The sequence below is a fragment of the Pseudomonas sp. TE12508 genome, assembly GCF_056279485.1.
In genome coordinates, this window is the sequence record NZ_JBWCCN010000036.1 from 1 (window position 1) to 17,352 (window position 17,352).

The 17,352-nt window shown below is 57.6% G+C and carries 17 protein-coding genes; 4 read left to right on the forward strand and 13 right to left on the reverse strand.

Going from position 1 to position 17,352, the window contains the following annotated elements; translation table 11 throughout:
- Positions 1 to 135: 135 nt before the first annotated feature.
- From ACZ9IM_RS30185 to rplM, 7 genes are all read right to left on the reverse strand, one after another.
- On the reverse strand, positions 136 to 549 hold the full coding sequence (locus tag ACZ9IM_RS30185; RefSeq protein WP_008004998.1) for a ClpXP protease specificity-enhancing factor: 414 nt from the start codon (positions 547 to 549) through the stop codon (positions 136 to 138).
- 16 nt (positions 550 to 565) lie between these two features.
- Complete coding sequence (locus ACZ9IM_RS30190; protein ID WP_007905304.1) at positions 566 to 1,183, reverse strand: glutathione S-transferase N-terminal domain-containing protein; 618 nt, start codon at positions 1,181 to 1,183, stop codon at positions 566 to 568.
- 150 nt (positions 1,184 to 1,333) lie between these two features.
- Positions 1,334 to 2,116, reverse strand: a complete 783-nt coding sequence (locus tag ACZ9IM_RS30195; protein WP_008072119.1) for a cytochrome c1 — start codon at positions 2,114 to 2,116, stop codon at positions 1,334 to 1,336.
- The gene (locus ACZ9IM_RS30200; protein ID WP_008072120.1) at positions 2,116 to 3,327 is read right to left on the reverse strand and encodes a cytochrome b; all 1,212 of its coding nucleotides are present in this window, start codon (positions 3,325 to 3,327) and stop codon (positions 2,116 to 2,118) included. The genes ACZ9IM_RS30195 and ACZ9IM_RS30200 overlap by 1 nt, the downstream gene beginning before the upstream one ends.
- Positions 3,327 to 3,920, reverse strand: coding sequence for a ubiquinol-cytochrome c reductase iron-sulfur subunit (petA, locus tag ACZ9IM_RS30205; protein WP_007905300.1), 594 nt, complete (start codon positions 3,918 to 3,920; stop codon positions 3,327 to 3,329). The genes ACZ9IM_RS30200 and petA overlap by 1 nt, the downstream gene beginning before the upstream one ends.
- Positions 3,921 to 4,187: 267 nt before the next feature.
- Positions 4,188 to 4,580, reverse strand: coding sequence for a 30S ribosomal protein S9 (rpsI, locus tag ACZ9IM_RS30210; protein ID WP_002555064.1), 393 nt, complete (start codon positions 4,578 to 4,580; stop codon positions 4,188 to 4,190).
- A gap of 14 nt (positions 4,581 to 4,594) precedes the next feature.
- Positions 4,595 to 5,023: a 50S ribosomal protein L13 gene (gene rplM, locus ACZ9IM_RS30215; protein WP_007905295.1), complete on the reverse strand. Its 429-nt coding sequence runs from the start codon at positions 5,021 to 5,023 to the stop codon at positions 4,595 to 4,597.
- 245 nt (positions 5,024 to 5,268) lie between these two features.
- On the opposite strand from rplM, the gene ACZ9IM_RS30220 reads away from it, so the two are divergent.
- Positions 5,269 to 6,309 (forward strand): NADP(H)-dependent aldo-keto reductase, encoded by a 1,041-nt coding sequence (locus ACZ9IM_RS30220; protein WP_476225819.1) that lies wholly within the window; start codon positions 5,269 to 5,271, stop codon positions 6,307 to 6,309.
- Between the two features lie 102 nt (positions 6,310 to 6,411).
- Here ACZ9IM_RS30220 and ACZ9IM_RS30225 read toward each other — a convergent pair whose 3' ends face one another.
- Positions 6,412 to 7,548 (reverse strand): acyl-CoA dehydrogenase family protein, encoded by a 1,137-nt coding sequence (locus ACZ9IM_RS30225; RefSeq protein ID WP_008004989.1) that lies wholly within the window; start codon positions 7,546 to 7,548, stop codon positions 6,412 to 6,414.
- Between the two features lie 244 nt (positions 7,549 to 7,792).
- Between ACZ9IM_RS30225 and ACZ9IM_RS30230 the strand changes: the two genes are divergently transcribed.
- On the forward strand, positions 7,793 to 8,689 hold the full coding sequence (locus tag ACZ9IM_RS30230) for a GlxA family transcriptional regulator (protein WP_173667540.1): 897 nt from the start codon (positions 7,793 to 7,795) through the stop codon (positions 8,687 to 8,689).
- A gap of 195 nt (positions 8,690 to 8,884) precedes the next feature.
- Here ACZ9IM_RS30230 and zapE read toward each other — a convergent pair whose 3' ends face one another.
- The 3 genes from zapE to ACZ9IM_RS30245 form a co-directional block, all read right to left on the reverse strand.
- On the reverse strand, positions 8,885 to 9,979 hold the full coding sequence (gene zapE / locus ACZ9IM_RS30235) for a cell division protein ZapE (protein ID WP_192345497.1): 1,095 nt from the start codon (positions 9,977 to 9,979) through the stop codon (positions 8,885 to 8,887).
- Between the two features lie 90 nt (positions 9,980 to 10,069).
- Positions 10,070 to 11,425: a tryptophan--tRNA ligase gene (locus tag ACZ9IM_RS30240; RefSeq protein WP_427626556.1), complete on the reverse strand. Its 1,356-nt coding sequence runs from the start codon at positions 11,423 to 11,425 to the stop codon at positions 10,070 to 10,072.
- 24 nt (positions 11,426 to 11,449) lie between these two features.
- Entirely contained in the window at positions 11,450 to 12,094 is a 645-nt protein-coding gene (locus ACZ9IM_RS30245; RefSeq protein ID WP_476225820.1) for an alpha/beta hydrolase, read from the reverse strand.
- Positions 12,095 to 12,239: 145 nt separating this feature from the next.
- Here ACZ9IM_RS30245 and ACZ9IM_RS30250 point away from each other — a divergent pair, with 145 nt between their 5' ends.
- Entirely contained in the window at positions 12,240 to 12,674 is a 435-nt protein-coding gene (locus ACZ9IM_RS30250) for a Z-ring associated ZapG family protein (RefSeq protein ID WP_007905278.1), read from the forward strand.
- Between the two features lie 158 nt (positions 12,675 to 12,832).
- Here the strand turns inward: ACZ9IM_RS30250 and ACZ9IM_RS30255 are convergent, their stop codons facing one another.
- Both ACZ9IM_RS30255 and ACZ9IM_RS30260 read right to left on the reverse strand, forming a co-directional pair.
- A complete protein-coding gene (locus ACZ9IM_RS30255) occupies positions 12,833 to 13,558 on the reverse strand; it encodes a YiaD family glycine zipper/OmpA-like lipoprotein (protein WP_476225821.1) in 726 nt (241 codons plus the stop codon).
- A 117-nt stretch (positions 13,559 to 13,675) separates the two neighbouring features.
- Complete coding sequence (locus tag ACZ9IM_RS30260) at positions 13,676 to 14,320, reverse strand: MBL fold metallo-hydrolase (RefSeq protein ID WP_427626552.1); 645 nt, start codon at positions 14,318 to 14,320, stop codon at positions 13,676 to 13,678.
- Positions 14,321 to 14,536: 216 nt separating this feature from the next.
- On the opposite strand from ACZ9IM_RS30260, the gene ACZ9IM_RS30265 reads away from it, so the two are divergent.
- On the forward strand, positions 14,537 to 17,352 hold a 2,816-nt coding region (locus ACZ9IM_RS30265; protein ID WP_476225822.1), incomplete at its 3' end, for a M10 family metallopeptidase C-terminal domain-containing protein.

Here is a 17,352-nt window from a genome sequence, read left to right on the forward strand (position 1 = left end):
GCGTGTAGTCTCGCTGACTACGCCTTTTTGCTGATTCCATTACGTCCTCCTGAAAAACAGATCAGAAGGTGTAAACCTTATTCAGGACGGGACAGAAGTAATAAAAAAGGCGATCCATTCGGATCGCCTTTTTTATTACTTCACCACCTTCAAACTCGGTCGACCGCTGGGACGCGGCGGCTCACTGTCGGGTGGCGGAACATCATCATCCGGCTCGATCTCTTCCTCGTCTTCCAGAGGCGATTCCATATCGAACACCATGCCCTGACCGTTCTCCCGGGCGTAAATGCCCAGGATCGATGCGATAGGCACGTACAGGGTGTGCGGCACGCCACCGAAGCGCCCCTCGAAACTGACTGCCTCGTTGTCCATATGCAGATGACGCACGGCTGCCGGGGAAACGTTCAGGACAATCTGTCCGTCACTGGCAAAACCCTGAGGCACCTGCACCGATGGATACTCGGAATTGACCAGCATGTGCGGGGTGCAATCGTTGTCCACAATCCACTCGTAGAGCGCGCGGACCAGATAAGGTCGACTGGAGTTCATAGCGGCTCCTTAAGCCTTAGCGCATATCGCGTTCGACACCAGACAGACTCGCCTGGAAAGCCTCACGCGCAAACGAGCGCTCCATATAATCAAGCAGCGGCTTGGCAGGCCGCGGCAGTTCAATACCCAGAATCGGCAATCGCCAGAGTATTGGCAATAGGCAGCAATCCACCAGACTTTGTTCCTCACTGAGGAAAAACGGCTTGTCGGCAAACAACGGCGACACGCCTGTCAGGCTTTCGCGCAGCTCTTTACGAGCCACGACACGGGCTGCTTCCTTGGTCCGCGAATCCAGAATCAGATCCACCAGGCCACACCAGTCACGCTGAATACGATGAATCAGCAGACGACTGTTGGCACGCGCCACGGGATAAACCGGCAGTAGCGGCGGGTGCGGGTAACGCTCATCCAGATACTCCATCACCACGGTCGACTCCCACAACGCCAGGTCACGATCGACCAGGGTGGGCAGGCTTCCGTAAGGGTTCACCTCAATCAGTTTAGGCGGCTGGCGACCAGCTTCCACGTAAATGATCTCGGCGCTGACACCCTTCTCTGCAAGTACGATGCGCACTCGGTGGGAATAGTGGTCGGCGGGGTCGGAGTAACAGGCCAACCGATTGGTCACGCCCATGGCGGTCCTCCTCGCTTGTTGAAATTATCGGAAACGGAAAAACACGCGCGCCCAGAGGGCGCCTCCCGTAACGCCTGGATCACCAGACTCGTTACACCTTCAGAGACGCCCCTGGGCGCGCGCGATTAACAGCAATGGCTTACAGCTTTATCAATGGACGTCTTTCCAGTATTCACGCTTGAGCAAGTAAGCGAATACGAAGAAGAACGCCAGGTACAGCAACACATAGGTACCGATGCGCTGATGCTGCAGCTTCACCGGGTTGGCCGAGTAGGCCAGGAAGGTCACCAGATTCTTGACCTTCTCGTCGAACTGCTCTTCGTTCAGCGTGCCGGTTTTCGGCAATACAGTCAGTTGATCGCAGGCTTCATGGGTCAAAGCGGTGCCAGTCAGCGGATCGTATTGCTTCTTGCCGTCTTCGACGACTTGAACTTGTTTACAGCCTACCACCTGACGACCCTGCAGGCCGACCAGAACGTTAGGCATGCCGACGTTCGGGAACACTTTGTTGTTCACGCCCCATGGACGTGACGGGTCTTCATAGAACGAACGCAGATAGCCGTAGAGCCAGTCGGTGCCACGAACACGAGCCACCAGCGTCAGGTCGGGCGGCGCCGCACCGAACCAGGTCTTGGCGTCAGCCGGCTGCATGCCGATGTTCATGTGATCGCCAATCTTGGCGCCGGTGAACACCAGCTTCTCAAGCATCAATTCGTGAGGAATGCCCAGGTCATCGGCGACACGCTCGTAGCGCTGGAACTTCGCGCTGTGGCAGCCCATGCAATAGTTGGCGAACGTACGTGCGCCGTCCTGCATGGCAGCCTTGTCGGAAACGTCGATGTCGACTTTTTCCAGTTCGGGACCACCGTGTTCGGCCGCAAAGGACAGTACAGGCATCGCCGCAAGAATCAGTACAGCAAATAGCTTTTTCATCAGCCAGTCACCCTTTCCGGAACCGGTTTGGTCTTCTCGAGCCTGGTGTAGAACGGCATCAGAATGAAGTAGGCGAAGTACAGGAAGGTACATACCTGCGACAGCAACGTACGGCCTGGCGTTGGCGCCAGAACACCCAACACACCCAGGATAACGAACGAGATGCAGAACACCCAAAGCCAGATCTTGCTCAGCCAGCCTTTGTAACGCATCGACTTGACCGGGCTGCGATCCAGCCATGGCAGGACGAACAGCACAGCGATGGCCGCGCCCATGGCGATTACGCCCAGGAGCTTGTCCGGAACCGCCCGCAGAATCGCGTAGAACGGTGTGAAGTACCAGACTGGAGCGATGTGCTCCGGGGTCTTGAAGGCGTTCGCCACTTCAAAGTTCGGCTTCTCGAGGAAGTAGCCGCCCATTTCAGGGAAGAAGAACACGATCGAGCAGAAGATGAACAGGAACACCACCACGCCGACGATATCTTTCACGGTGTAGTACGGGTGGAAGGCAATGCCGTCCAGCGGTATACCGTTTTCGTCTTTGTGCTTCTTGATGTCGACGCCATCCGGATTGTTCGAACCGACTTCGTGCAGCGCCAGAATATGCACCACCACCAGACCGAGGATCACGATCGGCAGGGCAACCACATGCAAGGCGAAGAAGCGGTTCAGGGTAATACCGGAAATCAGGTAGTCACCGCGGATCCACTGGGTCAGGTCGTTACCGATGACCGGGATCGCACCGAACAGCGAGATGATCACCTGGGCACCCCAGTAGGACATCTGGCCCCACGGCAGCAGATAGCCCATGAAGGCTTCAGCCATCAGCGCCAGGTAGATCAGCATGCCGAACACCCACACCAGCTCGCGCGGCTTCTGATACGAACCGTAGAGCAGGCCACGGAACATGTGCAGATAGACCACGATGAAGAACGCCGAAGCACCAGTGGAGTGCAGCAGACGCAGGATCGAGCCGTACTCGACGTCGCGCATGATGTATTCGACGGAAGCAAACGCTTCTTCCGCCGACGGGGTGTAGCTCATCGTCAGCCAGACACCGGTAACGATCTGGTTGACCAGAACGAGCAGTGCGAGGGAGCCAAAGAAGTAGAAGAAGTTGAAGTTCTTCGGGGCGTAGTACTTGCTGAGATGGTCTTCCCACATTTTGGTCGCGGGGAAGCGCGCATCAACCCAATCCATGAACTTGCTCATCACGCTTTCTCCGTATCGACGCCAATGACAATGATGTCATCGGTCTCATAGGAATGCGGGGGAACTGGCAGGTTCAAAGGCGCAGGTTGCGACTTGTAGACGCGGCCAGCCAAATCGTAGTGAGAACCGTGGCAAGGGCAGAAATAACCCCCTACCCAATCCTTGCCCAGGTCTGCAGGTGCCACTTCTGGACGGAAAGTCGGTGAGCAACCCAGGTGTGTGCAGATACCGATCAGCAGCAGAACTTCTGGCTTGATCGAACGCGTCTCCGGGTCGACATAGGTCGGTTGCGTCGAGTTCTTGGAGGTCGGGTCAGACAGCTGGCCCTCGATCTTTTTCAGATTCCCCAGGATTTCCTCGGTACGGCGGACAATGAACACCGGCTGGCCGCGCCACTCAGCAATCATTTGCTGACCTGGCTCGATTTTGCTGACATTCACTTTCACCGGTGCACCTGCGGCTTTCGCCTTGGCACTGGGAAACCATGACCCCACGAACGGGACCGCAGCCCCCACCGCTCCTGCAGCACCCACCACGGATGTGGCTGCTACCAAGAAGCGACGCCGGCCTGCATTCACGCCGTCATTGCTCATTCAGTCCTCTCCCATCAGCTTTGTGGCCTGTTAAATCAGGCGTCTACTAAGTAAAAATCTGAACTTATAAAAATTTTGCCGAATGGTAATGAAAAGCCCCAATTCTGACAAGGTAATTACCGAGGGGCTCCACTGCCAAGCCTTGCAGTATAGGGCCTCTGCGGATGTGGCAAGTTGTCACAGCGCAATTCCTTGATAAATCACGCCCATAAAAAAACGCCCAGCTTCGCGAGGAAACTGGGCGTTCTTTTTGAACGCGAAAGCGAATTAACGCTTCGAGTACTGCGGACGCTTACGCGCTTTACGCAGACCAACTTTCTTACGTTCAACTTCACGAGCATCGCGAGTAACGAAGCCAGCTTTGCGCAGAGCGCCACGCAGGGTTTCGTCGTACTGCATCAGTGCGCGAGTGATACCGTGGCGGATTGCGCCAGCTTGACCACTTACACCACCGCCGATCACGGTGACGTAGATGTCGAACTTCTCGACAGTCTCAGTCAATTCCAGCGGCTGACGAACTACCATGCGGGCAGTTTCGCGGCCGAAGAAATTATCCAGCGAACGGTTGTTGATGGAGATGTTACCAGTACCCGGACGCAGGAAAACGCGTGCGGTTGCGGTCTTGCGACGGCCAGTGCCGTAATTTTGAGTCGCCGACATAATGAACTATTCCGTTAAAACTTCAGTTCTTGGGGCTGCTGAGCAGTATGAGGGTGTACAGCGCCCGCATAGACTTTCAGCTTACGATACATGTCGCGACCCAGCGGGTTCTTAGGCAGCATGCCTTTGACCGCGGTCTCGATCACGCGCTCAGGGGCTTTAGCGATCAGCTTTTCGAAGTTGATCGACTTGATGCCGCCCGGGAAACCGGAGTGGGAGTAGTAGATTTTGTCGGTGGTTTTAGCACCGGTTACACGAATCTGCTCGGCATTGATAACGACGATGTAATCGCCGGTGTCAACGTGAGGAGTGTACTCAGCTTTATGCTTGCCACGCAGACGGCTCGCGATTTCGGTGGCCAGACGACCCAGGGTCTGACCTGCAGCGTCGACGACAAACCAGTCGCGCTGTACTGTTTCCGGTTTAGCAGTAAAAGTTTTCATTCTTTATAGCCTCAGGGGCCGCCCTGTAAATTAGACGGCGGATCTTACTGAATAGTGCGTACTTTGACAAGTCAAAGGCAGCCGGATACAGACGCTTTCGGGGGCTCGGGTCGGCGCGTCCGTTCAACGGCAAGATTCTTCGGCGGCGGCGCATCACTTCCACTGCAGAAAGAGGTGCGCAATTATGCAGATTGCGAAAAATATTTCAACCTGCTTTTATGATTGTTTTGCCCAAGGAGCACCCGATGGACTATCGCCAGCTAGGCCGAACCAATCTGAACGTGAGTGCAATCTGCCTCGGCACCATGACCTGGGGCGAGCAAAACAGCGAGGCTGAAGCCTTCGCCCAGATCGAACGAGCCAAGAGCGCGGGCATCAATTTCATCGACACCGCCGAAATGTACCCGGTGCCACCCAAGGCCGAAACCTACGCCACCACCGAGCGCTACATCGGCAATTACTTCAAAAGTCGCGGCGATCGCGCCGACTGGATCCTGGCGAGCAAGATCGCCGGCCCCGGCAACACCATCGACTACATCCGCGACAAAAACCTCAAGCACAACCGCGAGAACATCGTCCAGGCCGTGGATGCAAGCCTCAAGCGCTTGCAGACCGACTACATCGATCTCTATCAGCTGCACTGGCCTGAACGCAGTACCAATTTCTTCGGACAACTGGGCTACAAGCACACGAGCGAAGTCAACCTCACCCCGCTGGAAGACACCCTCGAAGCACTGGACGAACAGGTCAAGGCCGGCAAGATCCGCCACATCGGCCTGTCCAACGAAACGCCGTGGGGCACCATGCGTTTCCTCGCCCTCGCCGAAGCCCGTGACTGGCCGCGCGCCGTATCGATCCAGAACCCCTACAACCTGCTTAATCGCAGCTTCGAAGTCGGCCTGGCGGAAATCGCCATCCGCGAACAGTGCGGCCTGCTCGCCTACTCGCCGCTGGCGTTCGGTTTCCTGTCGGGCAAGTACGAAGGTGGCGCGCGCCCGCCCAAAGGTCGCCTGAGCCTCTACAGCCGCTTCAGCCGCTACTTCAATCCTCAATCAGAGGCAGCGTGCAGCCGTTATGTGGCATTGGCTCGTGAACACGGTCTGGATCCGGCGCAGATGGCACTGGCCTTCGTCACACAGCAACCGTTCGTCACCAGCAACATCATTGGCGCCACCACGCTTGAGCAACTGGACAGCAACATTGCCAGCTTCGAGCTGAAACTTTCCGACGAAGTGTTGGCAGGGATCGAGGCGATTCACCAGGATCATCCGAATCCTGCTCCTTGATTGATTCATAGGCCCAATCGCGGGCAAGCCACGCTCCCACAGGAATCACAAACCTGTGGGAGCGTGGCTTGCCCGCGATGGCGTCCGCCCAGGCAACGCCAATCAAAGCGACCGCGCAATAATCTCCTTCATGATCTCATTGGTCCCGGCATAGATCCGCTGCACCCGCGCATCCGCCCACGCCCGGGCGATCGGGTATTCCCACATGAACCCGTAACCGCCATGCAACTGCACGCACTCATCGAGCACCTTGCATTGCAGGTCGGTGCCCCAGTACTTGGCCATCGCCGCTGTCGGCACGTCGAGCTTGCCTTGCAAGTGCAGCTCCAGGCAGCGATCGACGAAAACCCGGCCGATCTGGATTTCGGTCGCCATTTCAGCGAGTTTGAAGCGGGTGTTCTGGAAGTCGGCGATGGCCTTGCCGAAAGCCTTGCGCTCACGGGTGTAATCCAGCGTCCATTGCAACGCCGCTTCAGCTGACGCCAAGCCACCTACCGCGACCGTCAGACGCTCCTGCGGCAGTTCCTGCATCAAGTAAGCGAAGCCCATCCCGGCCTGGCCCAGCAGGTTTTCTTTCGGTACCCGGACGTCCTGGAAGAATAGCTCCGAGGTGTCCTGAGCCTTCATCCCGACCTTTTCCAGACGCTTGCCCTTGGCGAAGCCGGGCGTATTGGCCTCTACCAGAAACAGACTGGTGCCCTTCGCTCCTGCCTTTGGATCGGTCTTGGCCACGACGATCACCAAATCAGCCAGAAAGCCATTGGTGATGAAGGTCTTCGAACCGTTGATCACGTATTCGTCGCCATCCAGCACAGCGGTGGTTTTCACCCCTTGCAGGTCGGAACCGGCACCCGGCTCGGTCATGGCAATCGCGGTGACCATCTCGCCAGACACCAGTTTTGGCAGGTATTTGTGTTTCAGCGCTTCACTGCCGTAATGCAGGATGTAAGGCGCCACAATGTCCGAATGAAGTGAAAAACCGATGCCGGTCAGCCCCAGGCGGCCGACCTCCTCGATCACCACCGCGCTGTAGAGAAAGTCTGCCCCCAGCCCGCCGTATTCTTCCGGCAGATGCGAACAGAGCATCCCCGCCTCCCCCGCCTTGTTCCAGAGTTGGCGGTCGATATAGCCTTGTTTTTCCCATTGCCCATGGAACGGCACGGCCTCTTTTTCGAGGAACGTTCGCACGCTGTCGCGAAAAAGTTCGTGCTCGGAACTGAACAAGGTTCTGGGGATCATGCGGCACCTGTGGTTATTGTTAGCCGGAATTGACCTTTAGAGACTAAGCCTCGTATCCGATACAGGACACTGGACACATCCGACAAAAAATAAGACGATCCAGCCGTCTGGTGACCACTTTCCCCTATAAGAATAAAGTTGAATTATGTCTAACCACGTCTCCACGCCCTTGCGGCGCGTCAGCATCCTGGCTATCGACCGGGTTTTCGCTTCCACCCTCATGCAAGCCAAGGATTTCTTCCATCTGGCCAGCCTGCGCTATGGCAAACAACTGGGCCACGGCCTGACACCGGCGTTTGAAACCCGCCTGGTCAGCCCCGACGGCAAACCGGTGAACAGCTTCAGCGACGTGATCATGCCGGTGGACGGCGGCCTGGAGAATGCCGACGTCATCATCCTTCCCGCCTTCTGGGACGATTTCGACACCCTCTGCAAACGTTATCCACAGGTCCTGCCATGGCTGCGTCAGCAGCATGCACGCGGCGCCGTGTTGTGTGGCGAAGCTACCGGTGTGTTCTGGCTGGCCGAGGCCGGGCTGCTCGACGGCAAGGAAGCGACGACCTACTGGCGTTTCTTCAATGCCTTTGCCGAACGCTTCCCGCAGGTCCAGCTCAATCAGGACAAACACCTGACCGACGCCGACAACCTGTATTGCGCCGGCGGCACCACCTCGGCCTGCGATCTCTACATTTACTTGATCGAGCGTTTTTGCGGCGCCAATGTGGCCCAGGCCGTGGCCCGCGACATTCTCTACGAAGTGCAGCGCAGCTATGCGCCAGGACGAATCGGTTTTGGCGGTCAGAAGCTGCACCAGGATGTGATCATCCTGCAGATCCAGCACTGGCTCGAAGAACACTTCGCCGACAAGTTTCGCTTCGAAGACGTGGCCCGCGAACACGGCATGAGCATCCGCAACTTCATGCGCCGCTTCCAGACCGCCACCGGCGACAAACCGCTGCATTACCTGCAACGACTGCGCATCGAGACGGCCAAGGGCTTGTTGTCCGGCAGCCGCAAGAGCATCAAGACCATCAGTTATGAGGTCGGTTACGATGACGCGAGTTTCTTTGCGCGACTGTTCCGCCAGCACACGGAGTTGTCGCCGAACCAGTATCGACAGCAGTTTCAGCAGGCGGCGTAATACTCAAATCCAACACACATCCCATGTGGGAGCGAGCCTGCTCGCGATAGCGGTATCACATTAAACATTGATGTGACTGACACACCGCAATCGCGAGCAGGCTCGCTCCCACAGGGATCTTGGTGTGCCAGAGAGTTTCTACAGCGCACAAAAAAGGGCCTGCATATGCAGGCCCTTTTTATGTTTTCGAATTGTCTACGGCTTATGCGCCCGAGACAGGAATTCGTGAGACTGCATTTCCAGCAGACGACTCAGGGTGCGCTGGAACTCGAAGTTCAGGCGACCGCCGGTGTAGAGGTCTTTGAGCTCGACTTCGGCAGAAATGATCAGCTTCACGTTACGGTCGTAGAACTCGTCGACCATATTGATGAAACGCCGCGCGATGTCGTCGGTGGTGACGCTCATCTGCTCGACATCGCTGAGCAACACGGCGTGGAAGATTTTCCCCAGTTCGATGTAATCGTTCTGGCTGCGTGGGCCGTCGCAGAGCTCGCGGAAGTCGAACCAGGCCACGTCATCGCAAGTGCGCACGGCACGGATTTCACGGTTCTCGATCACCAGCACGTCGTTCTCGATGGCTGCCGTGCATTCCGGCGTCAGAGCCCGGAAGCTCTTGCGCAGGCTTTCCTGGGCAGCGTCATCCAGCGGAAAGTGGAACAGTTCCGCTTGCTCGAGGTGACGCAGACGGTAATCGACGCCACTGTCGACGTTGACGATCTCGGTGTTCTGCTTGATCAGCGCAATGGCCGGCAGGAAACGCGCACGCTGCAGGCCGTCCTTGTACAGGCCGTCCGGCACGATGTTCGAGGTCGCGACCAGGGTCACGCCGTTCTTGAACAACTCTTCCATCAACGTGCCAAGGATCATTGCGTCGGTGATATCGGAGACGAAAAACTCATCGAAACAGATCACTCGCGACTCGTCGGAGAAACGCTTGGCGATGATGGTCAGCGGGTTTTTCTCGCCGCCGAGGGTCTTCATCTCTTCATGCACGCGCTTCATGAAGCGGTGGAAGTGAGTGCGGGTCTTTTCCTTGAACGGCAGCGCTTCGAAGAAAGTGTCGACCAGGTAAGTCTTGCCGCGACCAACGCCGCCCCAGAAGTACAGGCCCTTGACCGGCACCTGGTCTTTCTTGCCAAACAGTTTGCCGAGCAGGCCCGGTTTGTTCTGCGAGGCCGCGACCAGATCGTCGTACAGGCGCTGCAAATGACGCACCGCCGTTTCCTGGGCAGCATCGTGGAAGAATTCCGGGCGTTTCAGATCAGCTTGATATCGTTCTAGGGGCGTCATAATTCGTTAGCAAGGCAACAAAAACGGGCCGTCACTGTAGCGACGGCCCGTGGGAATGGCAATCGGCCCTTGGTCGGACCGAGCCGTTGATTATTCCTGAACCGGTGTCAGGGCAACGCGCAAAGCACCGATGGCAGCATCGCGAGCAGCGCTGTCGGCGAAGGCCGGACTGTCGGCAACACACTCGCCTTCCAGCCAGACGCTGAAGCTCAGTTCTTCACTGCGCACGTCCAAGGCTTGACCGGATTGCAGTTGCTTGGTCACCTGCCCTGCGGTTTTACCGTCAGCGAAGTTGCGCGACAGCAACAGTTGCTCGCCATCGGCCGCCAGCAGACGGAAGCGGAAACTGCCGTCGTCTTCACGGAAGCTGACGAAGCGCGCGGCTTTTGCAGCTTTCTTCTTGGTGGTCGCTACGACTTGGGTCTGAGCGACGAAAGAACGCAGGCCGACCGCCTCACGCAGTTCGTGAAGGAACGGCGTCGCAACCGAACGGGCCTTTTTAGCGCCGATCTGCAGCATGTCTTCCAGATCCGCCGGGCGTTCGATCAACTGGTGATAACGCTCGCGGGATTCGCCCAACTCGCTGTCGAGCAACTGGAACAGACGATTCTTCGCCTCGCCCCAACCCAGGCCCTGGAGCAATTCGCTGCGGAATTCGTCGGATTGTGCCGGCGTAGCGAAAGCCTGGAACAAGGTGAACAGGTGCGAATTGTCCGGATCCTTGGCTTCGCCCGGGGCACGGGAGTCGGTGACAATCCGCGAAATCGCGTCTTTCATCTCTTTGGCGCTGCTGAACAACGGAATGGTGTTGTCGTAGCTCTTCGACATTTTGCGACCGTCGAGGCCCGGCAAGGTGGCGACACTTTCCTCGATCAGCGCTTCAGGCATGGTGAAGAACTCTTTGCCTTGGCCGAACAAGTGATTGAAGCGCTGGCCGATGTCCCGGGCCATTTCCACATGCTGGATCTGGTCACGGCCGACCGGCACCTTGTGGGCGTTGAACATCAGAATGTCCGCAGCCATCAACACCGGGTAGCTGTACAAACCCATGGTGATGCCCGCGTCCGGGTCTTCGCCGGTCTCGACGTTCTTGTCCACCGAGGCCTTGTAGGCATGGGCGCGGTTGAGCAGGCCCTTGGCGGCCACGCAAGTCAGCAGCCAGGTCAGTTCAGGGATTTCCGGGATGTCGGACTGGCGATAGAACGTCACGCGGTCCACGTCCAGCCCACCGGCCAGCCAGGTCGCGGCGATTTCCAGACGCGAGCGCTGGATGCGCAGCGGGTCATCGCATTTGATCAGGGCGTGGTAGTCGGCCAGGAAGTAGAACGAATCGGCATTGCTGTCACGGCTGGCGATGATCGCCGGGCGGATGGCGCCGGCGTAGTTGCCCAGGTGCGGCGTGCCGGTGGTGGTAATGCCGGTGAGGATACGGGTACGAGTCGTCATGGGTAATCGCTTGTCAGACTGCAATCAATTCGAAAGACGCGGCAGGATCAGATCCTTGAGATCGGTCAGCTTGCCATGAAAAAAGTGTCCGCATTCTGCCACTTTCAGCAGCTCATGGGGGCGATCGAGTGCGTCGGACCAGTCGTAAACGAGCTGCGGATCGATGACTTCGTCGGTTTCCGGCTGGATCAGGGTCAACGTACCTTGTTGCGGCAGTTGATCCTGATCGCCCAAGCGCATGACGGCGGGCGCCACCATGAACAAATGCTTGAGTTGCTCGCCCTTGGCTTCCAGACGTCCGCCGAGACTTGCTGCAACAAATCCGCCGAAGGAGAAACCGAACAGGGTCAGGGGCAAGTCAGGATGTTTGGCCCGCAGCCATTCGGCCACCGCCTGGGCATCGTCGACTTCGCCAGTGCCCATGTCGTGCGAACCTTCACTGGCGCCGACGCCACGGTAATTGAACCGCAAGGTAATAAAACCGGCGTCGCGCGCGGTGCGCTGCAAGGTCGAGACGACTTTGTTGAGCATGGTGCCGCCCTGCACCGGGTTCGGGTGGCAGATCAGCGCCAGGCCGCGGGGTTGCTCGTTATCCGACCCCTCGTTATTTAAGTACAGGGCTTCCAGTTGACCGACCGGGCCATCAATCACTACAGGGGTTTCGCGCATAAGCAAGGAAGGAACTCCGTGACCTCGAATCGGGTCGACTCGTCTAGCCAATTGTCTGTGCCAATTCTATTGCGAGTGAATCGCGGTATACAGCGCAGGTTCGAGCCGTTAACGTAAAGCAAAGCCGTTTATAGAGGAAGGACTCGTGGAACACTCGCTCTTAGTTTGGTTGTTGCCGACTCTTGCCCTGGTTGTGGGTGTCGCCATTGGATTCCTGATCGCTCGCCTGGTGCCGAATGCCGCGCCGAGCAGCACGCAACGTCAGCTGGATGACATTCAGGAACGTTTTGACAGTTATCAGAACGAAGTGGTCACCCACTTCAACAGCACTGCAAACCTGGTCAAGAAACTGACTGCGAGCTATCAGGAAGTGCAGGATCATCTCGCCGAGGGCGCCAACCGTCTGGCCCTGGACGAGCAGACTCGCCAACGCTTGCTGGCTGCCTTGCACGCCGACGCGGCGCAGGCTCCACGGGAACGCCTGACGCCACCGCGCGATCAGGAACCGCCTCGCGACTACGCCCCCAAAGCCCCAAACGCGCCGGGCATGCTTGATGAGCATTACGGCCTGAAGAAGTAATCAGGTTTCGCGCGACACAAAAAGCCCTCGGACAAGCGATTGTTCGAGGGTTTTTTGTTTCTGTTGTCTCGTTTTGCGTTGCCTGTCAAAAACAAAAAACCGCCCGATCTGTAGAGGATCGAGCGGTTTTTTTGTACGCCTGGGATTCAGTCAGGCTGTTACTGATATTGCTGAACAGGTTGACCCTGCTGCTGATATTCCTGACCAGGAATCGCCTTCAGGTTGACCTCGACGCGACGGTTCTGAGCCCGGCCATTCACATCACCATTGCTGGCAATCGGGTTATCCGGCCCGGCACCGCGTGCTGTCAGGTTGGCGCCGCTGACACCCTGGGAGGTCAGGTAAGTCGCCACACTCTGGGCACGACGCTGGGACAAGTCCATGTTGTGCTGACGGCTGCCGGTGCTGTCGGTGTAGCCGACGATCTCGATCTGGTTCTGGTTGAACTCCTTGAGCGAGCCCGCCAGATTGTTCAGCGGCTGGTAGAAGCCCGACGCGATATTCGCCGAATCAGTGGCGAATGTGATGTTGCCCGGCATGATCAGCTTGATCTGATCGCCTTGGCGCTGCACTTCAACCCCAGTGTTGGCCATGCTGGCCCGCAATTTTTTCTCCTGCTGGTCGGCGTAGTAACCGTAACCGGCGGCAGAAGCCCCCACCACGGCGGCGCCAATCAGCGCGCCCTTGCCACGGTTATCGTGACTGATGGCAGCACCGGCCAGTGCACCGGCCAAGGCGCCGAGGCCACCGTATTTGGCGGTTTTGCTCATGCCCGTAGAGCCGCCATCAGCCTGACCCTGGCTGTCATAAGGGTTCTGCGATGCGCAACCGGACAACAAAGCCACGGCAGTAGCGACAATAATCAAACGACGCGAGGTGAACATGGAGAGCTCCTACTTTTTTTGCATTCTGTGGTGCAGCGGACTTAAGCAATGAACCTTTGCGGGCGTTGGATCATGGCCAACGCCAAAAATTCCGTCGTGCCTTTCACAACTGCATCTTCAGGCTCGTACAAAGGGGTTACCGCGCATTTCATCGCCCAGACAGGTGTCCGGACCATGACCGGTCACCACCGTCGCCTCTTCGTCGAGGGTATACAACCGTTGCTTGATCGAACGCACGAGAGTCGCCTGATCGCCTCCCCATAAATCCGTGCGCCCTACCCCGCGCTTGAACAGCGTATCACCGGCTATCAGCAGCTTAGCCTCTGAAAACCAAAAGCTCATGGAACCTGGCGTATGACCCGGCGTGTGCAACGCCACGCCACACCCGCAAGCCAACTCTTCGTCGTCGGCCAACCAGCGATCTGGCGATGGCACGGGGGTGTAAGGCACGCCGAACATCTGGCACTGCATTTCCAGGTTGTCCCAGAGGAATTGATCTTCTTTATGCAGATGCAGCGTCGCGCCGGTTTTCTCCTTCAACTGACCGGAGGCCAGGAAGTGATCCAGGTGCGCGTGGGTATGAATGATGCTGACCACTTTCAGGCCCAAGGCGTCGAGACGCGCCAGGATCAGTTCGTGATTGCCGCCCGGGTCGACGACGATGGCTTTTTTGGTGATCGGGTCGCCGATGATTGTGCAGTTGCACTGGAGGGGGCCGACGGGGAAGGTTTCGCGGATGAGCACTGGGTTCGGAGCGTTCATGGGAGGCCCTGATAAGTCAATTTCGAACAGGATACCAGCGCGCATTCCTCAAGACTCACTGGCGCACGCCGATACAGATTTGCCGGCCAGTTTTTTGACGCCATCAATAAAAAAAATAGTGGCTATGTAATATCAATTGACGCTGACTCTGGTGCAAAATCGCTTCCTTGTAGCGACCACATACAGGACGGTCGCATCCCTCTCAGGATATTTAGAATGTCGTCTCCTCTTGGTTACGTTTTAACAAAGCCATCTGTTCTGACCGGTAACCAACAAATCGACAGTCTGATATACGGCACCTCTTGGCTGAGTCCTGACTTCGGCACAGACATCTTCGCGACACGGCTGACCTATAGTTTCATCAACAGCCAATCGTATTTCGCTACCAAGTACAGCGCCGAAAATGAATACCTGAACAGCTTCGTCCTGACTTCGGCCCAACAAAACGCCGTGACCGGTGCGCTTGGCGCCTGGAGCGCTGTGGCCAACGTCAAGTTCACTCTGGTCAGTGACAACATCAACACCGTGGGTGACTTGCGATTCGGCGGCTATTGGGACATGGACGACGACGCTGCTGCCTGGGCCTACTTCCCAGACCGGACACCGCTGGCCGGGGATGTCTGGATCAGCCCGGATACGAACAACCCTACCCCCGTCAAAGGCACCTATGACTTCATGACGTTCGTGCATGAAATCGGTCACGCCCTGGGCCTCAAGCATCCATTTGAGTCGAGCCAATCCAACAGTACGCTGATCTCGCCTCTGCTCGATGATACGCATTACACGATCATGAGCTACAACAATGCGTATTCCTACCAGCCGACGACGCCGATGCTGCTGGATATTCTCGCTATCCAGAAGATTTACGGCGCCAACATGCTTTGGCAAACCGGTAACAACGTCTATAGCTGGGCACCCGACCAATCAGTGTTCGAAACCATCTGGGATGCCGGCGGAAACGATACGATCGATGCCAGCAACCAGCAGGCGGCCGTCAGACTGAACCTGAATGAGGGTGAGTTCAGTAACATCGGCAAGGCATTCGTCGACATTGCGAACCTGGAACTGATCAATGACGGGCTGGCGATCGCCTTTGGCACCAAAATCGAAAATGCCACCGGTTCGGCCTTTGACGATGAGCTGATCGGCAATGCGCTGGGTAACGTTCTCGATGGTGGTGCCGGCCAAGACGTCATGATTGGCGGTGCAGGCAACGACGTTTATGTTGTGGATAACGCTGATGACGTGGTGGTGGAAACCAGCACCTCGCTGAGCGAAATCGACACGGTTATGTCGTCCATCAGCCACACCTTGGGCAGCAGTAGCAATCTGGAGAACCTGACTCTCACCGGTAGCGATAATCTGGACGGTACCGGTAATGCGCTGAGCAACCGCCTCGTCGGCAACGCTGGCAATAACACGTTGGACGGCAGCCTCGGCGCCGACGTGATGATTGGCGGTTCCGGCAATGACACCTACATCGTCGACAACCTCAAGGACGTGGTCACCGAAACCAGCACCTTGGCGAGCGAAATCGACACCGTGCGTTCCTCGGTCAGCTGGACCCTCGGCGCCAACCTGGAAAACCTCACCCTCACCGGCAACGATAACCTCACCGGTATCGGCAACGCCCTGAATAACGTGCTGACCGGCAACAGCGGCAACAACATCCTCAACGGCGGGGCTGGCCTGGACACGCTGAGCGGCGGCGCCGGCAACGACACTTACGTCCTCGACCAGGCCGGCGAACTGGCGCTACTGCAGGATGACGTTGATCAAGGCAGCGACCTGCTGTACATCAACTACGCATCAACCTTGGCCACCAACACTGTCGATCTCAGTCAAAGCAACCTGCAAAACGTCGAGGATGTCATCGTCACCGGGCTCGGTGAATTCACCGTGATCGGCAACGACCTGAACAACATCTTGATTGGCAACAACTACGACAACACCCTGCTGGGCGGGGCCGGCAACGACTGGCTGGATGGCTGGGCCGGGGCTGACAAGCTCAGTGGCGGCAGCGGAGATGACACCTATGTCATCTACAACTATGGTGTACAAGTCACTGAACTGGCTGACGAAGGCCACGACCTGATCCAGACGGCAATAAGTTACTACTTAGAAGACAACGTCGAAGACGGCGTGCTGCTCGGATCTGCAGCGCTGAGCCTCACAGGTAATAAACTCGACAACAGCCTCACCGGCAACGCTGCCGCCAACATCCTCGACGGCCGGGGTGGGGCCGACGCCCTGGACGGCGGCGCCGGCAACGACACCTACTACGTCGACAACCTCGGCGACACGGTGATCGAACGCGGCACCTCGCAGAGCGAAATCGACACGGTCATGTCGTCCATCAGCTACACCCTGGGCAGCAACCTCGAGAACCTGACCCTTACCTACTTACACGACCTGAATGCTACCGGTAATGCCCTGAATAACCGCCTCGTCGGTAACTTCGGCGACAACACCCTGGACGGAGGCCTTGGCGCCGACGTCATGATCGACGACCGCGGCAGCGACACCTACATCGTCGACAACCTCAAGGATGTGGTCATTGAGACCGGCTTCTCGCTGTGGGATACCGACACCGTGCGCTCCTCGGTCAGCTGGACCTTGGGCGCCAACCTGGAAAACCTCACCCTCACCGGCAGCGACAACCTCACTGGCGTCGGCAACACCCTGAACAACGTGCTGACTGGCAACAGCGGCAACAACGTGCTCAACGGTGGTACGGGGCTGGACACGCTGATCGGCGGCGCCGGTGACGACACCTACGTCCTCGACCAGGCCGGCGAACTGGCACTGCTGCAGGAAACTGCCGATCAGGGTCGTGACCTGCTGAACATCACCTACGCCTCGACCCCAACCACCGGCACCGTCGACCTCAGCCAAAGCAACCTGCAAAACGTCGAGAACGTCACCCTCACCGGCCTCGGCGCCTTCACCGTGATCGGCAACGACCTGAACAACACCCTGCTCGGCAACGCCTCCATCAACACCCTGCAAGGTGGCGCCGGTAATGACTGGCT